This window comes from Dehalococcoides mccartyi 195 (assembly GCF_000011905.1).
GTDB classification, from domain to species: domain Bacteria; phylum Chloroflexota; class Dehalococcoidia; order Dehalococcoidales; family Dehalococcoidaceae; genus Dehalococcoides; species Dehalococcoides mccartyi.
Window position 1 is genome coordinate 530,425 of record NC_002936.3, and the last position, 12,207, is coordinate 542,631.

14 protein-coding genes are annotated in these 12,207 nt (G+C 48.1%); 1 reads left to right on the plus strand and 13 read right to left on the minus strand.

The features are described 5' to 3' along the window. Positions 1–30 precede the first annotated feature (30 nt). Entirely contained in the window at positions 31–1,527 is a 1,497-nt protein-coding gene (gene lysS / locus DET_RS03070) for a lysine--tRNA ligase (protein ID WP_010936353.1), read from the minus strand. 230 nt (positions 1,528–1,757) lie between these two features. Between lysS and DET_RS08700 the strand changes: the two genes are divergently transcribed. Further along, the gene (locus DET_RS08700) at positions 1,758–1,928 is read left to right on the plus strand and encodes a hypothetical protein (protein WP_010936354.1); all 171 of its coding nucleotides are present in this window, start codon (positions 1,758–1,760) and stop codon (positions 1,926–1,928) included. Positions 1,929–1,951: 23 nt separating this feature from the next. On the opposite strand, the gene recO is transcribed toward DET_RS08700, so the two are convergent. From recO to DET_RS03130, 12 genes are all read right to left on the minus strand, one after another. After that, positions 1,952–2,713 carry a DNA repair protein RecO gene (gene recO, locus DET_RS03075; RefSeq protein ID WP_010936355.1) on the minus strand — a complete coding sequence of 254 codons (762 nt, stop codon included), beginning with the start codon at positions 2,711–2,713 and terminating at the stop codon, positions 1,952–1,954. A 129-nt stretch (positions 2,714–2,842) separates the two neighbouring features. Next, a complete protein-coding gene (locus tag DET_RS03080; RefSeq protein ID WP_010936356.1) occupies positions 2,843–3,565 on the minus strand; it encodes a DNA alkylation repair protein in 723 nt (240 codons plus the stop codon). 1 nt (position 3,566) lies between these two features. After that, positions 3,567–4,631: a magnesium/cobalt transporter CorA gene (gene corA / locus DET_RS03085; protein WP_010936357.1), complete on the minus strand. Its 1,065-nt coding sequence runs from the start codon at positions 4,629–4,631 to the stop codon at positions 3,567–3,569. A gap of 38 nt (positions 4,632–4,669) precedes the next feature. Then, positions 4,670–5,284 carry a recombination mediator RecR gene (recR, locus tag DET_RS03090; protein WP_010936358.1) on the minus strand — a complete coding sequence of 205 codons (615 nt, stop codon included), beginning with the start codon at positions 5,282–5,284 and terminating at the stop codon, positions 4,670–4,672. A gap of 20 nt (positions 5,285–5,304) precedes the next feature. Continuing rightward, on the minus strand, positions 5,305–5,604 hold the full coding sequence (locus DET_RS03095) for a YbaB/EbfC family nucleoid-associated protein (protein WP_010936359.1): 300 nt from the start codon (positions 5,602–5,604) through the stop codon (positions 5,305–5,307). Between the two features lie 9 nt (positions 5,605–5,613). Next, positions 5,614–7,302 (minus strand): DNA polymerase III subunit gamma/tau, encoded by a 1,689-nt coding sequence (dnaX, locus tag DET_RS03100; RefSeq protein ID WP_041223344.1) that lies wholly within the window; start codon positions 7,300–7,302, stop codon positions 5,614–5,616. Positions 7,303–7,538: 236 nt separating this feature from the next. Then, entirely contained in the window at positions 7,539–7,961 is a 423-nt protein-coding gene (locus DET_RS03105) for an SHOCT-like domain-containing protein (protein ID WP_010936362.1), read from the minus strand. Positions 7,962–7,976: 15 nt separating this feature from the next. Further along, the gene (locus DET_RS03110; protein WP_041223345.1) at positions 7,977–8,261 is read right to left on the minus strand and encodes a hypothetical protein; all 285 of its coding nucleotides are present in this window, start codon (positions 8,259–8,261) and stop codon (positions 7,977–7,979) included. Then, the gene (locus tag DET_RS03115) at positions 8,261–8,635 is read right to left on the minus strand and encodes a DUF2089 domain-containing protein (RefSeq protein WP_010936363.1); all 375 of its coding nucleotides are present in this window, start codon (positions 8,633–8,635) and stop codon (positions 8,261–8,263) included. Before DET_RS03115 ends, DET_RS03110 begins: the two co-directional genes overlap by 1 nt. A 204-nt stretch (positions 8,636–8,839) precedes the next feature. Then, entirely contained in the window at positions 8,840–10,018 is a 1,179-nt protein-coding gene (locus DET_RS03120) for a tubulin/FtsZ family protein (protein WP_010936364.1), read from the minus strand. 93 nt (positions 10,019–10,111) lie between these two features. Beyond that, positions 10,112–11,116 carry a type I glyceraldehyde-3-phosphate dehydrogenase gene (gene gap / locus DET_RS03125; protein ID WP_010936365.1) on the minus strand — a complete coding sequence of 335 codons (1,005 nt, stop codon included), beginning with the start codon at positions 11,114–11,116 and terminating at the stop codon, positions 10,112–10,114. 21 nt (positions 11,117–11,137) lie between these two features. Further along, positions 11,138–12,157, minus strand: a complete 1,020-nt coding sequence (locus tag DET_RS03130; RefSeq protein WP_010936366.1) for a 2-hydroxyacyl-CoA dehydratase family protein — start codon at positions 12,155–12,157, stop codon at positions 11,138–11,140. Positions 12,158–12,207: the final 50 nt, after the last annotated feature.

The following is a 12,207-nucleotide window of genomic DNA, read 5'->3' on the forward strand; positions in this document are numbered from 1 at the left end:
AAAGGTCTCCTTCTGCCAGAGTAATATCAATTATTCCTGTTCGCCCTTGTCTTCCCGGTCTTTCAGGGCAGGGAACAAAATAACCTCACGGATAGAGTCATGGTTGGTAAGCAGCATTACCAGACGGTCAATACCTACACCCAGACCGCCGGTGGGCGGCATACCATATGCCAGAGCGGCCAAAAAGTCCTCGTCTATACTTTCGGACTCTTCCGTACGCAGTTGATTGCGCTTTTCCAGCTGTTCCTTAAAACGCGCCCTTTGCTCTACCGGGTCATTCAGTTCGGAAAAGGCATTGGCTATTTCCATATTGGCACAAATGGCTTCAAACCGCTCTGTCAGGCGGGGGTCTTCCGGCTTCTGTTTGGCAAGCGGGGACATGGCCACCGGGTGGTCAGTAAGGAAAGTGGGTTGAATCAAACGGGGTTCTACAAATTCACCCACCAGCTCATCAACCAGTTTGCCCCAGTCTTTGGCGGGGTCTACCTTCAGTTTGCGGCGAATCATCTCTGCGGCTAAAGCCTCTTTGGTGGGGAAATCAAAGAAATCTATACCGGCATATTGCTTTACGGCATCACGCATGCTCAGGCGGGGCCAGGGAGGGGTAAAATCCAGTGTAGTATCCCCGAATGGCACGGTGTATCCGCCGCTTATTTCTTTAACCACACTTGAAACCATTTCCTCAAGGAAATCCATAACGTCTTTATAGTCAGCATAAGCCTGGTAGCTTTCCATCATGGTAAATTCGGGGTTGTGGCGGGTGGAAACCCCTTCGTTGCGGAATATCCGCCCTATCTCATATACCCGGTCAAAGCCGCCCACAATCAGCCTTTTCAGGTGCAGTTCCAAAGCTATCCGCATATAAAAATCACAGTCCAAAGCCTGATGATGGGTAATAAAGGGGCGGGCGAGTGCCCCGCCTGCCTCAGGCTGAAGAACCGGGGTTTCTACCTCCAGAAAACCTTTGCTGCTCATAAAGCTGCGGATGGCACTGATAACCTGGCTGCGGGTAAGGAAGGTCTGGCGGGCGTCCGCATTGGAAATAAGGTCCAGGTAACGCTGGCGGTAGCGTTTTTCCACATCCTGCAGGCCGTGCCATTTCTCAGGCAGGGGCAGCAGGGATTTGGAAAGCAGGCTTATTTTGGTGGCTGCCAGACTGGGTTCACCGGTGCGGGTACGCATAAGGCTTCCCTCCGCACCTATAAAATCACCCAAATCCAAATCTTTAAGCAGCTCTATACTGGCTTCGTCAAGGTCATTCTGGCGGCAGAAAACCTGTATTTTGCCGCTGCCGTCACGTATATCCATGAAAGAAATCTTGCCCATGTCGCGCAGGGTCATAATCCGCCCGGCAATCCTCAGAATTTCCTTTGGCGGGTTCTCCTGTTTTTCCAGTTCGGCCAGCAAGGCAACTGCCTGGACACTGGTATGGCTGGGGTGGAAAGTGGCTGGATAGGGGTTTATACCCCGGCTCTTTATCCGTTCCAGTTTTTCCATCTTTTGGGCGTTCAGATATTCTTCCGGCATAGACTACTCTCTTGTAACTGGGATTTTCAAAGCTATTATATGCTATCACTGCAGCTATGGCAAAGATAATGCCTGCGGTTTGTTTAGTTTGTTAAAATTTATTAAAGGTATAAAAGGGATAAATGGTATAAGAATATTCCAGATAATATTTGAAATATTATATAAAAGTGCTATAATTTCTGGCGTTCCAGAGCAAAGTCACAAATAATACAAAATGGATAAAAAAACACATGGATGTATCAGAGTCTATTATTCCTATTATTGTGGGTATAGTTCAGGTAGTTTTTATTGTGGTGCTGTTAGCTTTGGGAATATATAGTTTTAGAAATCATTATTCTAAAAAACACTTGGATACAAAGGATATTCCGGCAGAGGAATCCCGTGAAGACCTCTTTTTTTAACCGCTGTCCGCCTTGTTTTCCGCTTATAGATTAGCCCTGCTCAGGCTGTCCAGCCAGAGCAGGGCTTTGGGTTCTTTTTCCAGCACAAAGCGGATATTGGCACGTATTGCCAGCTCCAGCTCAGACAATATTTCCCGGTTGATTTTCAGACGGTATATGTTCGGGATATCATTTTCCTGAATATAGCGCAATACTTTCACCGCATTTACCGAAATAGGTATGCCGGTTTGGGTATTCCGGCAATCAGGGCAGATTATGCCGCCGCTTTCCGGGCTGAAATAATTGGTGGTAGCCAGCAGTTTCTGGTGGCAGTTGGCACACTCACGCAGTTCCGGTTTGTATCCGCTCATTTCCAGCAGGTGTATTTCAAAATATTTGGTACATAGTTCTGCCTGAGTTGTATTGTCCAGTTCCTCCAGGGTGGAAAGCAACAGCTGAAAGATAGCCGGGTTGGCAGATTCTTCAGGTGAAAAGTGAAAAGCCAGCTCACAGACATAAAAGGCCATGGCCGAAAGCTGAAGGCTGCTGCGGATGTTTAGAAAACTCTGGATAGTCTGGCTGCCGGTTACCGTATCTATAGCTTTACCTCTGGCCAGAGATACTTCCGAATAACAAAAAAGCTCCAGGTGGCCTGAAAGTTTGCTTTTGGTTTTTCTGACGCTTTTAGCAAAACCCTGTATCAGCCCCAGGTCCGGGGTGAGCAAACTTAAGATACGGTCAGCTTCCCCGCATTTGGTCTTACGAACTATAATTGCTCTGGTTTTAAAGTCATGGGGTTTGGTCATTTATAATCTGTCTTTTCGGTTTTGCTAAGAGTATTGGCCTGATGCTTGGTCTTTACCAAATGATATTATACGTTTAAGCTCAAAAGGTAAAGCGCTTCCTCGGGTCTTTTGAACTTATAAGCCGGGTTTTTAGCGGTGAGGCTGTTTTCCCTGTTTGATTGCCAGACGTTTTTGCACCTGGGGGCTTTTTAATTCACGCAAAGCGTCTGTAGCTATAAATCTGGCGCTTCTGGTATTTAAATCCAGTATCTCCTGCCCCAGAGTTATAGCGGCCTGGTTTAAGCTCAGATTGCGTTTGCCTATCTGGCGGAGTGCCCAGTTAACCGCCTTTTTTACATAATTGCGTTCATCAGATGCTTCTGCCAGCAGGCGGGGGAAAAAGGAGATAAATTTTTCATCCGCCGCTTTTTTATCATGGACTGCCAAAGCGGTAAGTAATACAAAACCCGCCCGTTTGACGTATTCCTCCCGGCGGTAGGTCCAGGCTAAGGCCTGTTCGTAAGCAAATGGGGTTTTTGACCAAAGGTTGTTGCAGCACAGGTCACAGATATCCCATGAATCCAGGTCTTTGACCCAGCTTTCCATCTCCTCTTGGCTGACCTTTTTGCTTTCAGCAATCAGGCTGGCCATTATACGGGCTTCATGAATACCCGAATCCCAGAGTAAAAGTGCCAGGGCATGATTATGCCCGGCGGATTTGGCAAGCGGGCGGATATCTTTTACGCTCACTCCCAGGGTATTGGCGCTGGATATACCGAAGCGGGCCATACCAGCCACATTATCCGCATTGGCCAGTGATTTAAGCCGGTTTATGAGTGTGTTGTATTCTATCCGGATGTTTGTGTCTGACAATTTAAAGCCATTTCTTCCGCTTGAAAAACAATACTAATATTAAAGCTATGGCTAGCATGAATAAAAGTATACCGGGATACCCCCAACTGAAGCGGAGCTCTGGGATATCAAAATTCATGCCGTATATGCCTACGATAAAGGTCAGGGGTATAAAAATGGAAGCGAATATAGTTAAAACCTTCATGACCTCACTCATGCGGTTGGATAGGCTGGAAAGGTAAATATCTATCATGTTGGAAAGCATATCCCGGTAGGTTTCGCCGGTATCTATCTGCTGGATAAGGTGGTCATAAATGTCACGGAAATATATGTGGCTGCTTTTATCTATCAGGGGCGTTTCACTGCGTTCAATGGCTGCCACGGTCTCCCTGGCCGGCCAGATAGATTTACGGATAAAGAGCATTTCTTTTTTGGCCTCTGAAATCTGTTTGAGTGTTTGGGAGGATGGGGAGGATAGAAGCTGTTCTTCTATTTCGTCCAGATAATCTCCGAAGCCCTCTATCAAACTGAAATAGCCGTCTACTATTATATCCAGTATGGAATAGAGCAGATAGTCTGCCCCTAGTTTCCGAATCCGCCCGTTATCTGACTGTAAACGTTGGTGAATGGGGTTAAAAATATCACTCTGGTGTTCCTGAAAACTTATCAGGAAGTTTTTACCCAGTATCAGGCTGATATGTTCTGAGCGGGTTTTCTTAAGCTCGGAATCCCAGTGAAGTGCTTTGATAACGGCAAAGAGGTAATTGCCGTAGTCCTCCAGTTTGGGACGCTGCTCAGTATTGACCACGTCTTCAAGGGTAAGGGGGTGAAGGTTAAAGCATTTGCCCAGTTCCTCCACCATAGCAGTATCCTGAAGCCCGCTGACCTTTACCCAGACTATGCCGCCGGACTGTTTAACCTGGGTACTGCAGTCCGCCAGGGTTTTTAAAGGCAGCGGCTGGTAGGCATCCGGGGTATACGAGCTAAGGCTGAGGCTGGCTGGCTCTGTCTTTCCTTCGCCTATAAATACTACTGAGCCTGGCAGCATACCTGCCTTCTGGGAGTATTTTTTAGATTGTCTGGTCATAGCCTGCCTCCTTTCGGGCTCAAGTCAGGAAAGGAAAACTAAAAGTTCTGGCGTCCCTCCATGGCCCGGCTTAAGGTTACATCATCAGCATATTCCAGTTCGGTTCCAAAGGGTAAACCCCGTGCCAGTCTGGTTACTTTTATACCCAGCGGGGTTATCAGGCGCGAAAGGTACATAGCGGTAGCCTCACCCTCGGTGGTGGGGTTGGTAGCTAAAATAACCTCATCTACCTGCCCGTCATTCAGGCGGCTCATAAGTTCGTTGATGCGTATATTTTGGGAAGTGATGCCTTCGGTGGGGGAGATAGCCCCGTGCAGTACATGGTAATAGCCTCGGTAAACGCCCACGTGTTCCAGTGCCAAAATATCCTGCGGCTGTTCCACCACGCAAATCTTGTTTGCTTCGCGTTTGGTATTCTGGCAGATTGGGCAAAGCTCACTGTCAGCCACGTTAAAGCAGATACGGCACTGGCTTATCTGGTTCTTGATACTGCGGATAGTATCTGAAAGAGTCAGAACCTGTTCTTCAGGCGCCCTCATCAGGTAAAAAGCCAGCCGCTGGGCGCTTTTCGGGCCTATGCCCGGGAGTTTGCCCAGCGAATCTATAAGCTTGTTTACTGCACCGGCTGTAGACGGTAAAGAAGTATCCTTCAACAAAGTCTCCTGCCGAAATATTACATCAGACCCGGAATTTTAACATCCCCCATCAGTCCCTGCATCTGCTTTGAGCCTTCTTTTTTAGTCTCTTCGTAAGCATCATTGAAAGCTTTAGTCAGGGCATTTTCCAGGTCTTTGGGTTTGGACGGGTTGATGATGTCAGGTGAAATACTTAGGGACAGTATTTTTTGCTGGCCGTTCATCTTTATCTTGATAGCACCCTTGGCGCTTTCAGTCTCCACTATTACTTTTGCCAGTTCTTTCTGGGCTTTGTCCAGCTTAGACTTAAGCTCCATGGCCTGCTTAATCATGTTCATGTTCACGCTTTACTTTTCCTCCACTGATATAATCTGGGCTCCCAGTTTTTGGGCTTCTTTGACCAAATGGTTGGTTTCGGCTTCGGATATGCATACCAAAGTGCATGTCCTGCCTACGAAATTTGAAATAATTTCGGCGGTAACCTTGCGGTTTTCCAGTTCTTCAATCTTGTCTTTGTGGTATTTGTATTTAAAAGACAGAGTGACCACATTTTTTTCTATAGAGACCGGGCGGACACCGGCGCTGCGTAGTATGGCTACTGCCGCTGAGCGTTTAAGGTTGTCCGGTGCCTGGTCAAGTATGTTTTTCCAGCTGACCTTTAGCTGTTCAATCACATCCCCGGCCCCTATAAGCACTTTTTCTTCTTCTTTGGGCGGGGCGGGGGCAGTGTATTTGGGTTTTTCTTCAACAGGTATAGCCGTTCTGGTAAGTTTGGGGGCAGATTCTTTAGCCCCGGTTCTGGAGGCAGCGGCCGGTTCTGAAGCATTCTTGGTTTTATCCTGGATTTCTGCTTTGGCTTCTTTCTGCGGCGGCTCATTAGATACCGCCGGTTTTTCAGTTTTAGGGGCTGGTAATTTGGCCTGGGGGGGTATAGTAGCCGGTGCAGTATCCGGATTAAGCGAAGCATCTACCAGTGCCAGCTCAAAACTCAGGCTGGAGGCCGTATCTGAACTGAAATCAAGCTGGCTAAAGGCCTTTATAGCTTTAGTAATGCCCTCCAGGTTGGTTATGGCTGATACTTTTTGCAGGGCTTTTTTCTCATCTGCGGTAAGTTCCAAACTGCCTTCCGCCCCGCTGTTTAGGAGCATAATCTGGCGGAGGTAATCCAGCAGTTCACGGCGGAATTGTTTTAAATCAATCCCGTCCGCCACAACGGCATTAAGGGTTTGCAGCCCGTTTTTGATGTCTTTTTTAAGTATATTTTCCGCCAGGGTTTTTATGCGTTCATCCCCGCTGATACCCAAAGCCGCCTGCACCTGGGGCAGGCTTATTTCGGTACCGTAAGTGGTGGCTATCTGCTGAAGCAGGTTTTCACCGTCACGGAAACTGCCCCCGGCTGAACGGGCTATCAGTTTTAAAGCCTCGGGTTCTATATTTATGCCCTCTGCCTGGCTTATTTTTTCCAGTTTGCGGCTCATATCTGAAAGGGATACCCGGTGGAAATCAAACCGCTGGCAGCGGGACATAATGGTGGGCAGTACCTTGTGGATTTCAGTGGTGGCCAGTATAAATATAACCCTGGGCGGGGGTTCTTCAAGCGTTTTCAAAAGGGCGTTTGAGGCACTGTTTGAAAGCATATGGACTTCATCTATGATATAAACCTTGTAATTCGCCAGTGCCGGGGCGTACTGGACTTTTTCTTTAAGCTCACGGATATCGTCCACCCCTGTATTGGAAGCGGCATCTATTTCGATTACGTCCATAGAGCTGCCCTCGGTTATGGATAAACACATGGGGCAGGTATTGCAGGGTTCACCCTTGCCCTGGTTGGTGGTGCAGTTTACCGCTTTGGCCAAAATGCGTCCGGTACTGGTTTTGCCCGTACCCCTGGGGCCGCAGAAAAGATAGGCCTGGGCAATACGCCCGCTTGAAAGGGCATTTTTCAGGGTGTGGGCAACGTGTTCCTGGCCGACAAGGTCAGCCAGAGTTTGGGGGCGCCATTTGCGGTAAAATACCTGACAGGTCATATCTGCCATATTATACCCTAAAAGTGTTATTCTCCAAAGCAATTTCGGGCAGATATTTAGCTACAAGGTATGAAAAATCCCCGCTGATTTGCCAGGCGGGGAAGATATTCGGGGTGTAATATACGGGCAGGGTGCAGACGGCGGCTGGTTTTCCGGTTGCACCCTGTGTTTTTTAGCCGTTTTTTATTTACCCGGTAAGTTATTTCCGGCATTTGGTTGCCTGGTATACAGGCTGGTTTTCTATTTTATTCGGTAAATACCTTTACCTTGCTGCCTTCACTGTCTACGTCTACCTCCATCTCGGTCATAGCCTCAATCAGGGGTTCAATATCCTCTTCACGCAGGTTCTTGAAATCAAAGTTGACCCCCTTTTCCTTAAGGTTATGGTCTATTTCGTTGGTAGCATCTGCCGGCAGTATGGATGCCAGCTTGATTCCGGCTCTCAACAGAGCCATTGGAACGCGCACATTGACCTTGGCATTACTGTCTTCGTCAGTGCCGTTTATTATTACCCGCAGGTATTTGGGTACTCCTTTGGCAGTTATAGCGGCAGCCGGGGCGGGTTTTGAGTCTTCATTACCCAGCGCTTCAAGCAGTTTATTGGCCTGGTCTACGGTTATTTTGCCTTCGGAAAGCATTTGCAGTATTTTTTTAGCATTTTCAGACATTTTTAATATTCCCCCTTATATAAACTGTACTTTTATACGTGTTTTGTTGTCGCGGATATCTGCATTCATACCCCTGAGGGCACACCACAAGCGGTATGAATATGGGCCGATAAGCAAGAGGAAGCGGCCTCTGCCGCTTGACCAGGTCAGTAATATAGCCAGCAGCATGAAAGGTGCAAATACAATCATTAGTGCCAGTACAATGGGATATATCAGGAACAGCGGCAGTATCAGCGGAAAGCTTCCGCCGCCCTTGCCGAATGGTATTCCCGCCCAAAGAAGCATAGGTGGCCAGTACATTATCTTTGCAACCTCCTTAGAGCTTCGTCTACTGAGATTCCGCCTTTTTCCAGTTCTGCCAGTACATTATCATCTTCGTTGGTTGCGGGTGGGGTGGGAAAGTTTTCAACAAAGCTGAAATTTGCCCCTATCCGCTGCAGGCGGTTTTTCACGGTGGGGTAACTGATACCGAAGAACTTTTCCATGTCCTTTATAGAGCCGTGGCATTTTACAAAGGCCATTACAAACACCTGGTCTTCAGCAGAGAGTCTGGCCAGAGCAGGCAGCTCAAAGCTTCCCTCAATGGCAATGCCTGAAGATGCCAGTTTGACCCGCTCAACCGTTATGGTTGCTCCCTGGGTGAGCCTGGTCAGTTCCTGCCAGTCTTTTGCCATATTGTGCACCTCCGGGTAGTTATTTAACTTATATCAGTATTATATGGTTAAAAATTAAAAAAGTCAATATGTAAATTAAAAAAATTAATATAGCAAGGGGGTATGAATTAATAATATTTATCGGCGGGCAGATGGGTAGCTGCGGGCAATAAAAAACGGCTTCGGAATTTCCGAAGCCGTCAAAGTGCCGTGGTGTTTTAATGGTTATTCAAGCAGGGAAGGAATATCTCTGCTGAGTTCATCAATATCTCGCCGCCTGTCCGCCAGGTCAGCCTGACGCTGCTTGATTACGGGCATCATGCTGGTGGAGCGGTTGTAGTAGTAGCGTACCCTCTCAAGGTCCGACAGCTCTGAGAAGATAACGGTTACAGTCATGGTGTCTTTTTCGCGGGGGTAGTCACCGTTGCGGATAATGGCATTCGGTGCCATCTCACGCAGCCAGTCACCCTGTTCTTTTATGATATCCATATTTATTTCTTTGGCAGGGGCGGAAATAAGGAACAGCGCCCGTCCGGCATCACGGGGGTCAATCTTGAGCGAAAGCTCACTTACGGCTTCATCCATAGCCCGGATACCCTTGTAGTTGGAAACGCTCTTCATCCGGAAATGGTCAGTTTTATCAAAGGGCAGGGTCAAGGTGCGGACGCGGGCCTTGCCGTGACCGATAACCGTCCAGCCGGAAATGGTCTGGATGATATCACCGGCATCCATAGTCTTGGCACCGATGTACTTGGAGTTCTTTTCTTCACCGGCACACAGCAAATCCCAGAAAGGCTCAACAATCAGGGAGTTTATCTTGGAAAGGTTGTAGCGGAGTGAAAAATCCTTGCGGACATAACGCTGGTTTTCCACCAGTATAACCGCATCTGCAACCGAACTGATTGATTTTAAGCAGACAGCGGTATTGTAGACGGTGCGCTCTTCGGTTTTCTCCTCATGCTCAAAGGGCAGGGCTATCAGGGCATAAACCGGTTTGTCCATGTAGCGCTCTTTGATATGCTGGGCGATAATGGAAACCGAACCTGAACCGGTACCGCCGGCCGCACCGGCAATAACCAGAAAACCGTCTGCATCATAAAAACGCTTGGTGGTGCGCAGGGCATCTATAACCTTGTCGGCATCTGCTCTGGCAATTTCAGCGCCCAGTTCATTTATTTTACCTACCCCATGGCCGCCGGTTTTACGCCCGCCGATAAGTATGCGGTGCTGGTGGTCAGGTTTGATGGTGACCAGACCTGAAAGGTCAGCCTGGTCGGTGTTTACGGCGAACACTCCCGGGCAGATACTCACGTTACGCTGGGAGCGGGCTCTTTTATCCATACGGGCAAACTCATCCGCTATGCGGCTGCCGCATTGCCCAAGACCGATTACAATTAATTTCATTTTGTCCTCCGTTAATCGGGCTAAATTCTAAACTAATAGCTTTAGCATGTCAACAACTTACGTTTAAATCCGCCCCAGTTATTAGTTTAAAATTTATTTGGAGATGTAAGCTATCAAATCTCCCAGGCGGGTGGAGTAACCCCACTCATTGTCATACCATGAAAGTACTTTTACCATATTGCCGTCCAGCACCATAGTACTGGGGGCATCTATGATGGAACTGGCAGGGTTGCCCTTGAAATCACTGCTGACCAGCTCCTCTTCGCAGTATTCCAGTATTCCGGCCAGCTTGCCCTGGGCGGCTTCCTTGAAAGCGGCGTTTACTTCCTCTACGGTTACATTTCTGGCCAGTTCACCCACAAAATCCACCAGTGAAACGCTGGCAGAGGGTATGCGGAATGAAATGCCGTCCAGCTTGCCTTTAAGTTCGGGCAGCACCAAAGCTACTGCTTTGGCAGCTCCGGTAGTGGTGGGGATAACATTGACCGCGGCGGCTCTGGCCCGGCGGATATCCTTGTGGAACATATCCTGTATCTTCTGGTCATTGGTATAGGCATGGCAGGTAGTCATGAAACCTTTTTTAACCCCGAATTTATCATGGAGTACCTTTATAAGGGGGGCGACACAGTTGGTGGTGCAGGAGGCATTGGAGATAACACGGTGAGTATTGCAGTTATATTTTTCTTCGTTTACACCCATAACCACGGTGATATCTTCACCCTTGGCCGGGGCTGAAATGACCACAGTCTTAACACTGCCGCGAAGGTGGGAGGAGGCTTTGGCGGCATCGGTAAACAAACCGGTAGATTCAATCACCAAATCTACTCCGGCGGTCTCCCAGGGGATCTGCATGGGGTCACGTTCGCTGAAAACCTTGATGGGTTTGCCGTCTACTATTATAGAGCAGTCATCAGATTCAACTGTACCGGGATATTTGCCGTAGGTTGAGTCCCATTTTAAAAGGTGGGCGTTGGATTTATTGTCGGCCAGGTCATTTACCGCTACTACTTCAAGTTCGCCGCGGTGGTACTGGTTAATAGTCCTTAGGGTAATACGCCCGATTCGCCCGAATCCGTTAATGCCGATTCTGGTTACCATAATAATCCCCCTTCAAGTAAATTATAGGTTTATCTGTTTTTTGGCCTTAAGCATATCCAAAAAGGCCTCAAGCCGGGTTTTCTGATGCTGGTTTAAATGAAAATCTGCGTTGCCTTCCAGAGTGAGCATGGGAAGCGGCAGCTTTTGCCTCAATATAATATCACCGATAGCCCGATGACAGAAAGCCTGAACATAATGGATTATGCCGTCTATGCGGCGCTTAGTGAGCTGGGTCCGGATATCCCTTAAGCGGTATTCCATGGGGTAGGGGTAAGTATAAGCGGTGTAAGACCGGGAGATATCAGCACCGCCTTTGGGCAGGCTGAACTGCCGCTGGATTTCATTAAACACCACTCTGGCTCCGTTTTGCTCAAGGTAAGGGTAAAGCTCCTGCCCGAATACCGAAGGCACACCCAGATAAGCCAGCCGTAGTTCGGTCGGGGGGTAAGGGGTGCGGTTCTCCGCTGTATTCAGGAGTTTCTGAAGGTCGGCTTGGTACTTTACATAATCACTATTAAAATCTGAACTGGATACCAGCCAGTAGTGGTCTTCAAAACCGGATACTTTGTTTTCGGCATAACACAGGTAGTCCAGCCTGTGTGCCAGTTCTCTGGCGGGACTAAGTGTTTTCCGCCATTCTTCAGCCGCCTCAAGAGTAGTGCCCAGCCTGAGGGCCAGTTTTGACAGAGATGCTTTTACCTCCGCGGGGTTGGGTTCGGTGGGGAAGTCAAAGGGAATAGTGCAGATACCTTTTAGGTTTAAAACTTCCCTTAGCATCTGGGTGTTTGAGCAGTCACCGCTGGTTACACAGATAACCTCACTGATGCCTTTATCCAGGCAGACACCGTAAATGCCTTTTATCCAGGCACAGCAGTTTAAGGGGAAGCCGTCTTTTTCAGCCAAGCGGATAAGCCTGTCAGGATTTGTATCTGAAACGAAAATATTATTCAGGTCCAGCGGGCTGTAACCGGCTGAAAGCAGTATTTCTATGGGTACAGTGGTGGTAATGCCGATGTATTTGGGGTGCTCGTTATTTTTCAAAACAGCTCACATTTTATGAAAAATTTTTTATCCCATATGGCATCTGGCAT